The organism is Desulfatibacillum aliphaticivorans DSM 15576, from assembly GCF_000429905.1.
In the GTDB taxonomy this organism is placed as follows: domain Bacteria; phylum Desulfobacterota; class Desulfobacteria; order Desulfobacterales; family Desulfatibacillaceae; genus Desulfatibacillum; species Desulfatibacillum aliphaticivorans.
In genome coordinates this window covers 63,790-81,277 of record NZ_AUCT01000012.1, presented here as the reverse complement: position 1 = coordinate 81,277, position 17,488 = coordinate 63,790, and the positions used below count along the sequence as shown (strand labels likewise).

The 17,488-nt window shown below is 54.3% G+C and carries 11 protein-coding genes; all 11 read left to right on the top strand.

Annotated elements, in window-relative coordinates:
- Window position 1: 1 nt before the first annotated feature.
- The 11 genes from G491_RS0113320 to G491_RS0113255 all read left to right on the top strand — a co-directional run bounded on the left by G491_RS0113320 (window position 2) and on the right by G491_RS0113255 (window position 17,481).
- Window positions 2–1,102 (top strand): 6-phosphofructokinase, encoded by a 1,101-nt coding sequence (locus G491_RS0113320; RefSeq protein WP_012610163.1) that lies wholly within the window; start codon window positions 2–4, stop codon window positions 1,100–1,102.
- A 449-nt stretch (window positions 1,103–1,551) separates the two neighbouring features.
- A complete protein-coding gene (locus G491_RS0113315) occupies window positions 1,552–2,235 on the top strand; it encodes a DnaJ domain-containing protein (RefSeq protein ID WP_028314951.1) in 684 nt (227 codons plus the stop codon).
- A 109-nt stretch (window positions 2,236–2,344) separates the two neighbouring features.
- Window positions 2,345–3,757, top strand: coding sequence for a citrate/2-methylcitrate synthase (locus G491_RS30735; RefSeq protein WP_051327242.1), 1,413 nt, complete (start codon window positions 2,345–2,347; stop codon window positions 3,755–3,757).
- Between the two features lie 368 nt (window positions 3,758–4,125).
- Window positions 4,126–4,563, top strand: a complete 438-nt coding sequence (locus G491_RS0113300; protein WP_169829430.1) for a hypothetical protein — start codon at window positions 4,126–4,128, stop codon at window positions 4,561–4,563.
- A 354-nt stretch (window positions 4,564–4,917) separates the two neighbouring features.
- Window positions 4,918–7,344, top strand: a complete 2,427-nt coding sequence (locus G491_RS0113290; RefSeq protein ID WP_157468257.1) for a hypothetical protein — start codon at window positions 4,918–4,920, stop codon at window positions 7,342–7,344.
- A 346-nt stretch (window positions 7,345–7,690) separates the two neighbouring features.
- On the top strand, window positions 7,691–8,482 hold the full coding sequence (locus tag G491_RS0113285) for an MASE3 domain-containing protein (RefSeq protein WP_028314947.1): 792 nt from the start codon (window positions 7,691–7,693) through the stop codon (window positions 8,480–8,482).
- Entirely contained in the window at window positions 8,479–9,378 is a 900-nt protein-coding gene (locus tag G491_RS0113280) for a sulfite exporter TauE/SafE family protein (RefSeq protein WP_028314946.1), read from the top strand. Before G491_RS0113285 ends, G491_RS0113280 begins: the two co-directional genes overlap by 4 nt.
- Window positions 9,379–9,655: 277 nt before the next feature.
- Window positions 9,656–13,459: a flagellar hook-length control protein FliK gene (locus G491_RS0113275; RefSeq protein WP_028314945.1), complete on the top strand. Its 3,804-nt coding sequence runs from the start codon at window positions 9,656–9,658 to the stop codon at window positions 13,457–13,459.
- Window positions 13,460–13,476: 17 nt separating this feature from the next.
- Window positions 13,477–14,169 carry a flagellar hook assembly protein FlgD gene (locus G491_RS0113270; protein ID WP_028314944.1) on the top strand — a complete coding sequence of 231 codons (693 nt, stop codon included), beginning with the start codon at window positions 13,477–13,479 and terminating at the stop codon, window positions 14,167–14,169.
- Between the two features lie 77 nt (window positions 14,170–14,246).
- The gene (locus tag G491_RS0113265; RefSeq protein WP_012610156.1) at window positions 14,247–16,328 is read left to right on the top strand and encodes a flagellar hook protein FlgE; all 2,082 of its coding nucleotides are present in this window, start codon (window positions 14,247–14,249) and stop codon (window positions 16,326–16,328) included.
- Window positions 16,329–16,719: 391 nt separating this feature from the next.
- Entirely contained in the window at window positions 16,720–17,481 is a 762-nt protein-coding gene (locus tag G491_RS0113255) for a motility protein A (RefSeq protein WP_028314942.1), read from the top strand.
- Window positions 17,482–17,488 lie beyond the last annotated feature (7 nt).

Below are 17,488 nucleotides of genomic sequence, written 5' to 3'. Positions count from 1 at the left end.
TATGAGCGACAGAATGCGGATAGCCATCAACACGGGCGGCGGAGACGCTCCGGGCCTTAACGCGGTCATTGAGGCCGTGGTTTTAAGCGCCTACAATAAAAACTGGGAAGTCTACGGCATCAAGCAGGGCTATCACGGGCTGCTGGATACGGAAGACATTATTCGCCTGGATCCCAACAAGGTTCGGAACATCTCCAACCTGGGGGGCACCATCCTGGGAACCACCAACAAGGGCAATCCCTTTGAAATGCCGGTGGAAAACATTGCCGGCGAGGTGGAAAAACGGGATCTTTCCGACCGGGTGGTGCAAAATTTTCACCGCCTGGGCCTGGATTGCCTCATCGCCGTGGGCGGCGACGGCAGCCTGAAAATCGCCCATGATTTTCACAAAAAAGGCATTCCGGTCATTGGCGTGCCCAAGACCATAGACAACGACCTCTCCGGCACGGTGGTCACCTTTGGCTTTGATACGGCCGTAAGCATCGCCACCGAAGCCATCGACCGGCTCCACTCCACGGCCAAATCCCACGACCGGGTGCTGGTGGTGGAGGTCATGGGCCGCAACGCCGGGTGGATCGCCTTGAACAGCGGCGTATCCGGCGGCGCCAAGGTGATTTTAATCCCCGAAATTCCCTTTGACATGGACCTGGTCTGCGAAAAAATCATGGAAGGGGAGGTCATGGGGGAACGCTACGCCATCGTGGTGGTGGCTGAAGGCGCCGTCCCCCTGGGAGGCCGTATCGTTCACAAGGGCTCGGGAGAAGCCGGCCGCCAGGAAGTGGTGCTGGGCGGCATCGGCGAGGTGGTGGCCCAGTCCATCGCCGCGAAAACCGGCAAGGACACCCGGTCCCTGGTTTTAGGCCATCTCCAGCGGGGAGGCTCGCCCACCACATTCGACCGGCTTTTGGCATTGCGCTTCGGCGCCATGGCCATCCGGCTGGTGGAAGAAGGCAAGTTCGGCCACATGGTGGCCCTGGCGCCTCCCAATGTGTCCTCCGTGCCTTTGGAAGACGCCATCGGCACCAGCAAGCAGGTGCCCATGGATTCCGACACCCTGCGCACGGCCAAGGATATCGGCATCAGCTTCGGCGCGCCGGAATAATGATTTAAAACGGGGGGATTTCGGTCCCCCCGGTCCTTGCTTCCTCACAATATTGCCGTAATATCTCCATCTTAATCCCGCCTCTTGACAGCCTATTTTTTTGCCTTAAATTTTTTCCAAAGAAAGATTTGTGCATCATATCAGGGTATTGGTTAAAATATTGCATTCCTTTTTTTTGTGTGTAGAGGAGGCAAAAATGGCAAATCGTAATCCTCCCTAATGTTTCGCCTGGGCGCTTTGGAAGTAATAGGGGCCTCCCGTCCTATGGCTGAGTTTTTCCGAAGCAAAGGGGACCCAAGCCTCTAATTTTTTCCGGTAGCGCAAACTTCAAAATACTTTTTTAGGAATAATAGGGCCATCCCCGTGGATTTGCCGCAAAACCGCTGCGTCCAGGGCAAGGGATAAATGCGTCCATTGGGAGGCTTAAAGCGGATAGGAGTGAAGCAGTTATGAAAAGGCGCGATTATTATATGGTTTTGGGAGTTTCCAGGGATGAAAGCCCCAGGGGAATCAAAGAGGCGTTCCGAAATTTGGCCATGCGATATCACCCGGACAGGGCTGGGCTTAAATGGACGGAACGGTTTCGCGAAATCATGGAGGCTTACGAGGTATTAGGAAATGCAGAGCGCAGACGGGATTATAACGACGGTTTGGATCACGCCAGCCCGATTCCCATTCGTAGAAAGTCCTCCGTGGCGCCGGAATACAGAGCGCAGCCTGAGCCGCTGATTCCGGAAAGGATCCCTTCAATTGCTGAGTATCTCAGCTTCAGCGAGGCCTTTGACGCCCTTTTGCATCGGTTCGCCATGAATTTTTCGGGGATCGGCATTCCCAAGGCGGAGACGGCGCAAAGCCTGGATGTGGAATTGATCATTTCAAAATCCCAGGCGGTCAGGGGCGGAGCGGCGCTTATATCGGTTCCGGCATACTACCCGTGCCGCTATTGCAGGGGCACGGGGTATCGGTTTCCTAAAATCTGTTCCTGGTGCGGGGGCGGCGGCATGTTGGAGGAACAAGAAAAGGTGCGTCTGATGATCCCCGCAGGCGTCAGGGACGGCGCCGTTTTGGAAATCCCCCTTCGGGGAATGGGCGTACATAATTTGTATTTAAAGGCGGTGGTGCGGCTTCAATAAGGAGCAGGCCTGCTTGTGTACAAGCGTTAGGCTTTGATTCCATTTAAGGAAAAGTCATTTTCGGCTTATTTTCTATTTGACCAGATCAAGTTACAGCGAGGCTTTTTTTATGAGTGAGAACGTAGACAAAATCAAAGATCTGATTCTGGAAGCAGCGGAAAAAGCGAAACATGATACAGCGGGGGAGCCAACTCCCGAAACCCCTCAAAAGCTGGAGTGGCCTATCCAGGCGACGCTTGGCCCGGGCTTGGAAGGCGCCATCGCTTGCGAAACCAATGTAGGCTACGTCAACGGCGCAAAAGGCTGGCTGGTATACAGGGGGTACGACATTTTCGACCTTGCGGCCAACTGCACATATGAAGAAACCGCGTACCTGCTTCTCCACGGGGAGCTGCCCAACCCGCAAGAGTTGCATTTATTCAAAAAGAAATTCCTGGATTATAAAGACATTCGCGATACCCAGCGGCTGCTTATGAGCTTTCCCATAGAGGACATGCATCCCATGGCCGCCCTGCGATTCGGGGTGGGGCTGCTCAGGCAAAAACAAACTTATCGGGATAAGGACAAGGGCATCTCCACATTTCCTGAAGCGGTTTCTTCAGACGACGATTCCATCGCCATGGAAACAATTCCCATGGGAGAGAAAACCGCGACTTACGTGTTCCCTAATCAATCCTACCAAAAGCTCCAGGGCGTGGAGACCACACTTTTGGGCTCCGAGGACGTGGAGTCCTGCTACCACCTGATCGCCGGGCTCGCCGCCATCGCCGCCACCGTGGCCAGAATTCGTTCCGGCCATCTGCCCTTGGAGCCTGACCCCAGTCTCAGCCATGCCGGCAACCTTTTGTACATGATGACAGGCCGGAAGCCCACTCCCGTGGAGGAGCGCATCATGGATGTGAGTTTGATCCTGCATGCGGATCACGGAATGAACGCCAGCACCTTCGCCTCCATGGTGGTGGCGTCCACCCTTTCAGATATTTATTTCGCCGTGGACGCAGGCGTGGCCGACTTGAGCGGCCCCTTGCACGGCGGCGCCAACGAGCAGGCCTTGTTGATGCTGCAGGAAATCGGCGGTTCTGAAAATGTGAATGCATGGTACAAAAAAGCGGTGTCGGAAAAACGGAAAATCATGGGCATCGGCCACAGGGTTTACAAAACCTACGATCCCCGGGCCAGAATCTTAGGTCCCATGGCCGAATTTCTCGCAAAGGAAAACAGCGGGGTCCAGCCTTTGATGGAAACCGCCAAGGCGCTGGAAAAACAGGCATCTCAGGATCTGGGGGAGAAAAAGAATCTTTTTCCCAACGTGGATTTCTATTCCGGCCTGGTTTACCACGCCATGGGCGTGCCTTCGTATATGTTTACGCCTCTTTTCGCAGTCAGCCGCGTGGCGGGGTGGACCTCCCGCATCCTGGAATATCTGGACAACAATCGCATCTTTCGCCCCAGAGCCTCCTATACAGGATCGTTTGGAAAGAGCGTTCAGGATTTTAGGCAAAGCACGCCTGCGCCCAATTGATTCCCGCCATATTTGTCCAAATAACAGAGGCCGTCGCACTAGCCAATGCGGCGGCCGTTTTTTGCAAACGAATATTTCAAAAAAAACTTGAAGCCTCTGAAAATCGTGCTATATATCAGCATGCTTGCCAAATTTTAGGGCTTTTTTTGTCTAAATACAAGATGAGTCTTTTATCTTTTTCCAAAGGACTGCAAATGCGCCTTCCCATCAAATTGGATTTTTTTATCAAGGCCCATGCCGCAAAAATAATGGCGATAACATGCCTCCCGGCTATTGTTGCTGCAGCGCTGCTGATGTCTCTTAGCGGAATACAAACGCATTTGGAAGGATCCTGGCCTGGATGGGCCGTAACCGGTCTGATGCTTTTGATGGCCCTATTAAGCGCTCTATGCGTATTTGCCTGCAACGGAATTGTGGTGGCCTGGATTTACGCCATCGGAATTAATTTGCATCAAGACGACTCGGAAAGAGCTGTAAATTTTCGAACCAGACTGAAGCAGCTTTGCCTATGGGACATGGTTTCCTGCATTTTATGGATGCTTGCTTTGGCCTTGGCGCCCTTTTCCGGGAAGTTTTTTATCTATCTGGCGGCCATGCACGCATTGGTTGCAGCCTGGCTGATGTATGTCGTCTCCAGGGAGTTCATTTATTTTGAACGGGAAGGAAAGGGTGTATTCATTGAAACCATGGGCGTGTTTTTTCATATCTACTACTTTGCCTATGGAATCTGGTTTTTTCAGCCTCGCATGCAGGCTCTCATGAAGAAGTTGGAGCAGACAGCCGGGCAAGTGGAAAAAGCCGCGTAGTTTCTTGATTCAAATCTGGCTGTTATTTTTAAAACGTGGAGCGGAAAATCCTTTACCACCTGTTGAAAACGTCATTTTTTTTCGAATGATAAAATGAGGATTAATTCCATAAATCAAACTTTTAATTCATTTATATCAGGAAAATTATTGATTATTTAATGATTAAAATCGTTGAAGCGCCGCCGCTTGACATTACGGGCATGTCATCTGTATACCCAGTACGGGGCTTTGGCTTTAACCAACCCCCAATTTCCACTTTATAAATAGAGGCAGTTCTTATCAAGTCCAATGCCCATTGCCTTCGTAATGCCTGCCTGTTTACAACTCATCCTGTATTCAAAAAGGAAGATTTTGATGAAACACGGAGTCCGCCCAAACACGCTTATCTTATTTGTACTTTGTTTTTTTCTATGTATTACAGATAGTTCCTTTGCAAATGACGGCTACACCGTTTACGATGATTTTAACGGTTCGGCCGTCAGCGATGACCTTTGGAGAGGCGAATATGACCCTCCGACCGCTGCTCAGAGCAACGGCGTCCTGGTCATAAGCAACTACGTCCAGGGAGGCAATGGGTGGCTGAGCTCCAAACAGACTTTTGCCGGTGACTTTGATTTTGTTTGCCGGTATCAAAACATGAGTTTTACCCCGGACGAGGAAAACGGCTATCCCCACGTCACACTCCAGGTCAGCCCTTCAAGGGACGGAAGCAGTTATCTTTGGATATACCGTGGACAAGGTGGGGTGCTTGGCTATGACGGCCCGCAGCACAGCTATCAAACCGGTGGATCGATTAACGGGACAGGCGTTGGACATTCAGGCGTCTTGGCCAACAATTCCGCCGGAGCTATGCGTATAACCAGAAAAGGTTCTACGATAACGACCTACTATAGCGCCGGGGACGCCTGGGCTGTTTTGGGAACCTACAATAACGCTTTTGTTTCGGATGCCGTAGTGCTTATCGCCTACAATACGGGCAGTCTCTCTCCGGGAGATTTTTTTGCGGAAGTGGACTGGATAAAGTTTGCCGATGAAATTGTGGCCTACACTCCTTTGGGGGATCTTGACGACAACGGCCTGGTTCAGGCCGAAGACGCCAATCTTGCGCTGCAGCTCCTTGGCGGCCTTTCCCCGACCGAGTTGGTAAACGACATAAGCGACCCGGCCGCAGACACGAACGGCGATGGCAAGTTCGACCTTTTTGACGCCTTGTACATCCTTCGGAGCGTTCATGGGATTGTTTCTTCTGATAATTTCCAGGGGATGTACGATGTTTATACGGCCGGCGATCCGAACATCCAGGATGGCGTTACGCTGGAAACAGAGGAAGTCGACGTTTATTTTCATAGGACGGGGGGAAACCGTTTGCTCTCCAGCATTTCAGGCGCTGGGGGCAGTTTTGACGTCCCCCTCGTTTTTTCCGGTAACGTCGCCCGCCTGGAATCCTCCCCTTATGTCATGGACGATCAAAACGTCCTGGAATTTATCGCCCTTTCAAACGGGGTCAACAGGGCTTATGCCTTTGTGGGGCAGGAGTTATACGATGCCTTGGACGTCTCCTTTAAAGTCAGCGCCGGGGATGATGACGCCCCAAGCGTCCCCGTTACAGACTTTATTGGAACCTGGACGATAGAAGGCCAGTACGACCCCAATTTGAGAGACGCCAGCGATGGGTTTTCGGCTCTGGATCACAGTGCGGTCATATATCAGGACAACGAGGGACACCTCCAACTCGCCTTGGAGCGCGAACTGTTTAAACTCAATGTTTCCGGCGGCGAGCTGCAGTTGGCCGATCCGCCACAGGCCAGTTACACTCATCAAGCGATTTATCAGGATATAAAAATTCGCTACGAAAACGGAGGGGTATCCGTATATTCCGTTGCCACGGAGTTGGATGATGCGTCGGACGTATCCATATACATCGGACTTGGAAGCAAAGACACCGAATCCGACTCCGACATGGACGGCATGCGGGACAGTTGGGAAATAGGCTATTTCGGCGACCTCTCCCACACCGGCGGCGCGGACGGCGATAACGACACTTTTTTAGATGTGGAAGAATTTGTAAATGGGACGAATCCCACTGTTTCCAACGCCGTGGACTTCGCGGGCTCCTTAACATTTGACACGGTAGGGGACCCCAACATCAGCGACGGCGTTACTTTGGGGGCTGACAGCGTCTCCATGACCATCACCAAAAACAGCGCTCAATCCTATACAGCGTCCGTGTCCGGCTTGAACCTGTCCATGTCTGCAAAGGGCGGGATCGCCAGGCTGGTCAATCCGCCGGCGCCTCAGGGCGACTTCAACGTCCTGGATTTTGTTATTGTCAGCGATGGGGGCGCTTTGGCGTCCTGCTTTGTAGGCCAGGAAGCCGATGATTCGACGGACATTTCCTTCGATGTGGGATTGGATAGAATCAGCGCAGACGCGGTAACAACCGACGATGCCGCGGGAGACTGGACCTATACCGGCCTTTACGATCCCAACCTGGGCAACACCAGTGACCAGTTTGCCAGCACGAGCGGAGCTGTATCAATCTCTAAGATCAGCGCAACCAGCATCCAGGTCGAATATTTAGGCGAGACCTTTACTCTTACCGGCGGGGCCAACGAATTTGCTCTGAGCGGCGCTCCGGTGTCAAAGCCCGCCCAATCAGCCGTTTATCATGACATGAGAATTCTTTTTGACAGCGCTGACAGCTTTTCCGTGTATGTCGTTGCCGTGGAAAGCGATGATGCGACCGACGTTTCCATGCTGGTCGCAACCGGTAAGCGTTAACAAACTGGTGAAAAAGAATTCCGCCTGACTGAGATCCACGTCGGAAGATGGAATATGCGAGGCGCTCCAGGAACAATGGGCGCCTCGTTTTTTTTGCGCCCAACGATTCGATGATGAGCGCCTGGTCTTTTGCTTCAGAAGCCGTCCCATTTCCAACAAACGCATATTATAAAGTATCCGTTCCGGAAAAACGGATTGATTTTCGTTTCCATTCACCCTGCTTGGAAAAATCGGCTGGCACGGTAATTGAATATTGATAATACAGGTTTCAGCTCGCGGGCTGTGGGTGTTTTATTTATTAAAACCAATATATTAACCAAAGTATATCAACTGGAACCATAAATTTATGTCTTCAATCTCCCCGGTAAAAATTTGGATCGCCGGAATTTTGCTCATCGCCATTCCCGTCATCTTATTCTTCGACAGGCTGTACGCCCTGCATTTTGAGCACATTCAATTGCACTCCACCATCGAGACTTTTGGCGCAATTACGATCTGCCTGATTTCATTGATGCTCTATCTGGAATCCCAGGCAAGCCTGAACGCCCAGTTGATCATGCTGGCCACGGGCTTCGCAGCTATGGGAATCCTGGACATCTCTCACGCAGTCAGCAAGCCGGGCGACTCTTTCATTTTTCTGCACAGCGTGGGAAGCCTGTTCGGCGGATTTTTTTTCGCCTCTGTCTGGTTTACCCACGGGCGGCGCATGAGAAACCTCTTTGAACTGCGATTCATTTATTTCGGCTTCGCCATATTATCCGCCTCTGTTGGCTTGCGCGCTCTGCTGTTTCCTGGCGACGTGCCCAGGATTCTGCCCTTGTACGACGAAGGCTTCACCGTGATCGCCGTGTTGATCAACCTGACCGCCAGCTTTTTGTTTTTTCTCTCCATGGCGAAATTTTATAAAATTTATCGGCAAAGCGGAGCAAAGAGGGACCTGTTATTCGTCTATCTTTCCTGTTTGTTCGGAATCGCCGAGGTGATCTTTCCCTTTTCCAGCCCCTGGAACGGAATGTGGTGGATCTGGCACCTGGTTCGCCTCACCGCCTTTACGGCGACTCTGGTTTTTGTTTTCAGGCGCTACCGAATGAGCTTGCATGAGGGCGATTTGGCCGGCGGGGGGAGCGGCGAATCATGAAAATCGGCGCATATCTATTGAGGCTCCCCAGGTTCATGCTGTTCTGGCTGGCTTTGGATGGAGTTTATATTGCCGTGTTGTCGCCGTATTTGGGCGGGCGGATTCCCTTGGGCTTTACGGAATTCATTCTGGTTCATTTGCTGGGAGTCGTCGTGGGAACCATGGTGATGTTCACCGGCCTGGGGGCGGGCATGCTTTGGATTCCGGTCCTGACCGTGCTTCACATCCGGCCCAGCGAGGCGGTTTCCATCTCCATATTCACCCAGATAGCCGGAAAAGGCGCCGGGTCCTTAAGCTACCTTATAAGCGGAAAAGTAGACCTTAAAATTGCAGCCCGGTTCATCCCCATGGCTTTGATTGGGGTGACCATAGGATATATAGCCGGGTATTTCATTCCCCAGGAGTACGAACGCGTTTTGCTGTATATTTTTCTATTGGTGGCAGGCTACCTTCTGATGCAAATGATTCAATCCCTGAACGAGCCCGAGGAAAAGAAATCGTTGCGGTCGCCCGAACAAAGCCCCTTCTTGATGAAAAGCTGGCCTTTGGTCGCGGCCTCCTCCTTTTTCACAGGCCTGTTAAGCATTGGAAACACGGACTGGATCATCCCCCATATGGAGCAGAAACTCAACCTGCCCACATGGAAGGCCGTGGCCACAGGCCTTTTTATCATGTTCATCACAATCCTTTTTTATTTGCTTCTGGTCTGCATCAGCGTATGGCTGGACTATCGCGCCTGGCCCCAAGGAACCTCCCTTCTTTTCGCCACCTGCAGCGGGGTTGTTTTAGGCGGCCAGATCGGGGTGCGCCTGACCAGATTCCCCTGGTTCCGTAAGCATCAGAAGCATGCCTTTATCCTTCTTCTGGCTGCATCCATGATTCACCTCTTGTGGTAGGGCCTTTTATCAGGAGGCCAACTTTTTCCTGTTTCAAATCCTGTCGGCAAAATTTTCCCTCTTGCCTGCAATTAGGGAAAAACCTGCATGCCCAAATTGCCGCTTTAGCCAATCTTTCCATGAATACAAACTTTTTAAACCTCTGTAATTAATAGATTTTTGTCTCGGTCTGAAATTTTGGCACAGGGGTTGCGTTTTAGGCGGTCATCTCCGGCGCCAAGCGCGCCGGCGGGAACAAAACAACCGAAGGATGGTTTTGACCACGAAGGGAGATGCAATGATAACGCAAATGCTGGCAGCTAACGGGTTTTTAGACGGAATCGTTTCCAGAAAGGCGGGGATAACCCGGCAAGGGGACTCCGTTGGACGGAACCTGTTTTCTTCGCTGCTTACAAAAGCAGGCTCTTCCGTAGACGCCGTAACGACCGGCGTAACCAAAGCGCCCGAGCAGGCCGCAAGCAATGTGGATCAGTTAAAAAGCAGGCTGCTTCGCTCCGGGGCCGCCCTGCAGGAAATAACCATAGAGCCTGAAGCCGAAAACCACGTGCGTGCGCTTCTTCTTCTGGACGGCTACTCCCCTGAGCAGGTAGAAGAGATCATGGCTGGATTCGGGGAAGACGGGGCCGGCATGACGGCCTCCGAATTGTTCTCCCGGGTATCCCAGTTTGTACCCGAAGAGGCCATTTTGCAGCAAAGCCGGACCCTGGAAGTGAGCGCCATCCCCCACTTGGAAAAAGCGCTGTTTCTCGCCGGTTTGGATGCGGAGCAAAGCCAGGCTGTGATCAACGATTCTTTGACTGCGGACGGCAAGATCTCCATGAAAATGCTGGTCCAGAACCTCAAGCAGGTTGTGGGCGACGAAGAGCAGAGCCAGGGAGCGGGATTGGAAACCGCCCTGGAGATCATGGAAGCGCTGAACGCCGCGGGGATTGAAATCAGCGAACCGGCGAAAGCTCCTGCAACTTTGAAGGAACTCCTGAGCGTTCTGCAAGCCAACTCTTCTGAAGACGTGTCCGGGCTGCCAAAAATTACCAGGGAGAGGCTTTTAAGCCACCTGAAAGGCGTCGTGGATAACGCCGTGGTGGAGGATGAGGACGGTGAAGGCCTGATTCCCTTGGCTAAGCTCATGGAAAGCAAGCTCAAGTTCATCGATGAAGAGGATTTTGAAGGCGTTCCGGTCGTGTACGTGGAAATGGCTCTCCGCAGGATGGGCGTGGACTCCGCCGAAGCCGGACGCCTGGCCTCTCAAATATCTTCGGCCGGCGAAGGCAAGGGCCGGATTTTGGTGAACAATCTGGGCCCCGCCGAAAAATTCAAGGAAAGCCTTCCCCGGGAGAGCGTTCCCGCCTTTGAACGTTTGATTCGGGAAATGGCCGCCAACGGCGAGCTTACCAAAAACGAACTGACCGTTACGGATTTTTCCCAGGTTTTCGCCTCCATGGACGTGGAGGAAGCTATGGAGGGATTGTCCCTCAAGGGCTCCGACGAACTGGAAACCCTGGCCGCGCTTTTGAGCCAAAGCCTGGAGGCGGACGGCGAGGACGGCGTTCAGACTGCGTTGTATGCGGAGAAAAAATCCGTGCCTCAAACCCTGGTGGAATTGCGTGATCTGCTCCAGGGATTGGCCAATAACGGAAAAACCCTGCCCGAGGCCGCGGCCAAGGATCTGGCCGCAGTCCTCAAGCAATCCGGCGCTGACGCCACCTTGGTGGACGATCTCATTGCGGAAGCCAAAATCGCGGAAGGGGAAGTGGATCCCGCCAAACTGACCAAGAGCATGGAGCGCGTCGCCCAAAGCGTTTTGCTGGCGGCCATTGAGGAAGCGGGAACCAGGATTGACACGGCGTATAAGAGCGCCGAGCTTTCCCGGAAGTTCGTGGGAGTCATGCAAGTGCTGCAAAACACCCGCAACGGCTTCCTTTCCGAAGAGGCCGCTCAGTATGTCGCCAAGGCTCTGGAAGATATGGGGGCCAACGTCCATGAGTTTAATCAGGCCCTTTCCCAGAATCGTTTTCCCTCCCGGGGCGTGGATCCCGTCCCCGTGATTCAAGTGATCAAAAATATTGCAGTCAAAATGGGAATCGACTCCGAAACCATCGTAAACGCTTCCATTCAAACCGGCGTCCAGGATCCTGACGCGGTTGTATCCAGGGTGAAGGCCAAGAGCCAAGCCTTTGGATTTACGGGGCGGGACGATGGGGAGAATAAACTTCCTTTTGGGGAGGTCATGAACGGCAAAGCCGAAAACAAGGCTGCAACCGCCGCGGTTTATCTGCCTAAGGAAAAATCTTCCGAACCCGTCGCCGCACAAGTGGAGCAAAGCGCCTCCAAGGCGGACAAAGGGACGGCTGTGACCATTCAGGATAGCGACGAGCCTGTCATCTCCCTAGGCGACAAGTCAGGCGGGAATCCCCAGGTGAGTGCTGCGGAAAACAGCCGCCGGGACGTTCGTATTGACGTCAAGGCGCCTCAGGTCAACGCCGCCCAGGATGCGCCGGAAGAGACGCTAACCGCCGATGAAGCCAAAATTGCGGTCAGGGGCGGTGAGCAAGCGGATTCCGTCCGGCAAGCCAAAGGCGCTCAGGTTCAGGCGGAATCCATAGCCCGCTTGGGTGCGACAGCGGATGCAGAAAAGGCGGGCCAATCTTCCGCAGCCCGCTTGGGTGCGACAGCGGATGCAGAAAAGGCGGGACAATATTCCGCAGCCCGCGTGAGTGCGACAGCGGATGCAGAAAAGGCGGGACAATCTTCCGCAGCCCGCTTGGGTGCGACAGCGGATGCAGAAAAGGCGGGCCAATCTTCCGCAGCCCGCGTGAGTGCGACAGCGGATACAGAAAAGGCCGGGCAATCCGCCGCTCTCGGCGCTTTGAAAAGTACGGAAGCCCCCAAGGAAGTGCCCAAGGAGGCCCCGGGTCCTATGCAGGGCGTTCAGCAGGCGCAAAAAAACGCCGGAACGGCTCAGGACGAACCCGAAGTGATCGTTCGCGGTGCGGACAGGGTGCATAACCAGGGACTGGCCTCATCCGGGGCATCCCAGACCGGCCCGGCCCAGGTAAAAACCGTCGAAAACGTAGCGGTGGAAAACCGTGACGGCCAGAGGGTTCAGGTCCGCAGCAATGACGTATACGTCCAGGCGCCTGCCAATGCAAACGCAGACGAAGTCGAGCAGGCGCAGACGGCGGTCAAAACCGCCGCAGGCCTGAGGGCGGATCTGGGCGCATCCCAGGCTGTCAGGGAAGCCAGGACTAAGGACGGCGTCCAGGCGAATCATACGGCCGGCGCCCAAAGCCAGGGCCAAAAAACCGGCGAGGCCGGTCAACCAATTCAAGTAAACGCACAGGGCGACGCCGCCGTAGATCCGGAATCGGAATTCGGGGACGCCCTGCAACATGCCGCAGCCCGCAAAAACGACGCCGGAGTCTCCGCGCAAGCCAGGGAAGAAGCGCCGGGCGGAGAAATCCGCACTTTCGCTAAACTGGCCGCTTCAGACAAAGGCGTCGACGCGGCTGAGACCCAGGCTGTAGCAGGCAAGGGCTCTGCCGCTTCTCAAACCAATGAAGCGCAAGCCGCGTCTCAGTCCTTTCTGCAGGAGCCGGCGCAAGCCTCCCGCACCAGCGAAGCCGCCCCTCAAAGGCCTGTGCTGAGGCCTTATGAGGGTCAAATGGCGCAGCAGTTGGGCTCGCAGGTGGTTCAGGCCCTGAACCGGCGAGATAATAGAATCCGGCTCCAACTCCATCCTCAGCAACTGGGCAAGGTGGACGTGAACCTTAACCTGAAGAAAAACGTCCTGTCCATCGGCATGAGCGCGGAGACCGAGGCGGTCAAGGAAATACTCATATCCCATGTGTCGGAATTGAAGAACGCGCTAGCCGACCAGGGGATTGTTGTGGATAAGATCGAAGTCAATGTCAGGCAGAACCCGGAGCAAAATCTGGCTCAGCAGCAGCAAGGGCAAGGCCAGGGGCGCCAGGCGGGGAACAGAGGGTCTTCATTCAAGGGGGGACAGGAAACCCCGGAGGGATTCGTTGGAATGAATCCGCCCAAATATGAGACGGAATCCGGCCTGAACGTCGTGGCTTAAATTTTAGGAGAATCAACATGACAACATCAATCAACACATGGTCGGTAGGCGCCGGGGCTTACAGCAACCCCACCACGGAGAGCACAGGGACCAGCCTGGGGCAGGAGGATTTTCTCCAGCTTCTCATCGCCCAGCTGAAAAACCAGGATCCCCTGAATCCCATGGAAGGCACGGACTTTACGGCCCAACTGGCTCAGTTCTCCAGCCTGGAGCAATTGTTCGGGATCGGCGACTCCCTGGAGGAAATGCTGTCCATCCAGTCCAATAACGGGACCGGAGATGTGGGCTATCTGCTTGGCAAGGTCATTGTGGCGGAGGACGATTCCCTCACAGTCAACGGCGGCCTGTCTTCCTCCGCCAACTTCACCATTGAAGAAGACGCCGCGGTGTCCATCAGTATATTCGACTCCTACGGGATTGAGGTCAAGACCATCAACGCCGGCTCCCTGGAAGCCGGGACCTACTCCGTGGGATGGGACGGACGGGACGACTCGGGCGTTTCCGTGGAAGACGGCTCCTATTCCTACGAAGTATCGGCCAAGGACAGTTCCGGGCTTCCCGTTTCCACATACACCGTGGTGTCGGGAGAAGTAACCGGAATCACCTATGAATACGGAGCCCCCTATCTGCTCTTAGGGGATCAAATGGTATCTGCGGGCAGCATCCTCGAGGTTCATATGCCTGAAACCGCAACCGACTCTGAAAGTTAAAATGTTTCGCAAATAACCAACTTTGAACGCACAGTTTAAACAAATAGCCGTTTCAGGCAACATTAAGGAGGCGTAACATGTCTTTATCAAGCGCACTTTTTTCGGGTATCAGCGGAATGAACACCCTGGGCAATTCCATGACCGTTATCGGCGATAACATCGCTAACGTAAGCACCGTCGGTTTCAAGTCCAGCCGGGTGACATTCCAGGACGTTCTGGCTCAAACCGTCAGCACCCAGTCCGGAACCGGACAGTTGGGTCGCGGCGCCGCCATGGGCGACATTACAGGCATTTTTTCCCAGGGCTCGTTGGAATCCACGGACTCCGCCACGGACCTGGCCATCGGGGGCGAAGGTTTTTTCGTGGTCCGGGACCCGGAAAACGTCAACCTGGAATACTTCACCAGGGCCGGAGAATTTCGCTTTGACGAAGACGGTAATTTCGTGAATCCTTCCGGGTATCTGGTCCGGGGCTGGACCCTGGATCAAAAAGGTAACGAAGAAGGGTCTATCGGAGATATCATCCTGAATTCCTTCACCTCTCCGCCGGAAGCCACCGACAAGGTCACGCTCATCACCAACCTGGATTCCGACGGCGAGGACAACTCCCTGGACGCGGACGTGAAAACCGCCTCCCTGGGAACCGTCTCCCTGAGCGGCGATGCGGTCAACCACCCCATTTATTTGACCCTGAACAACCAGACCGCCGTCAACACCGACGTCAGCCAGTTTGCAGTGGCGTGGAACAGCGGCGCCGGCGCATGGTCCATCACCCATGGGGCCACGGAGTATCCCGCTGCAGTCATTTCCGGGGACGCCGCCGGGTTCACCATTGACCTGGATAACGACGGAACCGCGGACATCACCGGGCGTACGGGCGGCAGTCTGACCGCCGACGGAGCCGGGTCTTTTGACATCGAGGCCCCCGGCGCACTGGGCGTGGTCACCCAGGGCGGCGACGCCGTGAACAACAACATCATGGTAACCGTCAGCGACTCCGAGGCCATCCTGGCCATGGCCTCCGGTTTTGAAGTATCCTGGACCAACGCCACGGCAACCTGGTCCATTACAAACGGATTGGCAAACTATCCTTCCGCGAGCGTTTCCGGCAACGCCAACAGCTTTGAAGTGGACCTGGACGGCAACGGCACTACAGACATCTCCGGAACCGTGGCGGGCGGCGGCATGACAGCCGATGCAACCGGCTCCTTTGACATCTATCCGCCCAACGGCATGCTGGCCCAAACCTGGGACGGAACCGCAACGCCGCCCCTGGGAGACGGCGCCTATGAGTATCAAGCCATCCTGAAGGTATACGACTCCCTGGGCAACACCCATGACCTGACCGTCTATTACGACAAGGGCGATAATGAAGGGGAATACGAATTCATCGTGACCGTGGCGCCCGACGAAGACGAAAGGGGCGGCGGAACAACCGGCCTGCCGGACATTGACACCACCATAGACAACGGTGCAGGCCTTCTGGCCAGGGGCGTGCTCACCTTCACTTCCGACGGCGAGGTTTCCAATGTGGAAATGTGGGAGTTCAACAGCGACGGAACCGATTGGTCCATTGACAACGCCGATAACTGGACCGCCCTAAATCCGGACAACTCCAGCCATATCAGCTCGGACGGTTATTTTTACATCAATCCGTCCTTTGCCGAAGACCTGACCTCCCCCATGGAGTTGAACCTGGGCATGGCCTACGACGGAACCGCCTGGGTCCAGGAATCCCTGTCCACCACCCAGTACGCTTCCGCCGGCAACACCACCTACCAGGCCACCACCGGCTACGGCGTGGGCGATCTTGACGGCATCAGCGTGAGCAGCGACGGCGTCATCACCGGCAGCTACTCCAACGGCCAGATCAAACCCCTGTTCCGCATCGCCCTGGCCAAGTTCAACAACGTCCAGGGACTGCAGAAAATGGGGCAGAACATGTTCGCGGCCACCAGGAATTCCGGCGACGCCATCACCAATAAACCCGGCACCAACGGTTTGGGAACCATTACCTCCAACTCCTTAGAGCAAAGTAATGTTGACCTGGCCAACGAATTTGTTAAAATGATCACCACACAGCGCGGCTACCAGGCGAATTCCAAGGTGATCACGGTAACGGACCAACTCTTGCAAGAGGTGATCAACTTGAAACGCTAATATAGCTTCCTAAGCATCCGGCTGCGGATGTTGTTTGCGACTGGCGGGATGAGACCCATATTAAAATTCCTCGTTTTAAAATGTCTCCTGCCATTCCCGGGAAGGCAGGGGGAGAGGGGTTGCGCCCTTTCCCCCTGTGTTTTCCACAATCCTCCGGTCAACTCTGTCAAGCCCATGACGTTTTTTCCAGGCCTAAATTGAACTTTTGCTTCTTCTTATACGACACGGCGGCTTGTTTTGGCTGCCTGAGCCCTCCGGTTTTTAAATTTTTCCCATAAAATCAGTATAAAAGACCCTGTTTACCTCCTTTGCCCAACCTCTCCAAGCCTTTTGGCACGAAGGTTGCCTAATGTATTGGCCAGGCAACTTGGCATCATATGGAGATTGGTAAATGGATATTGCAACAATTTTAGGCGTGGTCGGATCTTTCGTCCTGGTCGTCCTTGCTATCGGACCAAGCGGTCTTGGAGCCTTCATAAACGTGCCCTCGCTGATTATCGTTGTCGGCGGAACCATGGGCGCCACCATGATCAACTATCCTCTTAAAGAGATATTGGGCATCGTGGGCGTGGCCATGAAAACGGTTTTCGCCAAAGAGGCTTCCGCCAAGGACACTATCGCCAAGTTCATGGATTTCGCCCAAAAGGCCCGTCGCGAGGGCATCCTGTCCCTGGAAGGGGATATTAAGGAGTTGGAGGATGAATTCATGAAAAAGGGCATCCAACTGGCCATTGACGGCTTGGAGCCCAACGCCATCCGCGAGATTATGGAAACGGAAATCAACTACACCATGAACCGGCATAAGCTGGGCGCCGACATTTTCACCACCATCGGCACGTTTGCTCCGGCTTTGGGCATGGTGGGCACGCTCATCGGGCTGGTGCAGATGCTCCAGTCCATGGAGGACCCAAGCAGCATCGGTCCGGCCATGGCCGTGGCTCTGCTCACCACCTTTTACGGGGCCATTTTGGCCAATATTATATGCATGCCGGTCGCGGGTAAGCTCAAGATGCGCTCCTCCCAGGAAATGGAGGTGCGCGAGTTGGTGGTGGAGGGGGTCCTTTCCCTGTCTTCAGGGGAGAACCCGCGTATTGTCGAGCAAAAATTGGCCTGCTTCCTGCCGCCCAAACAGCGGGAGCTTGCCGAGGATTAAGCCATGC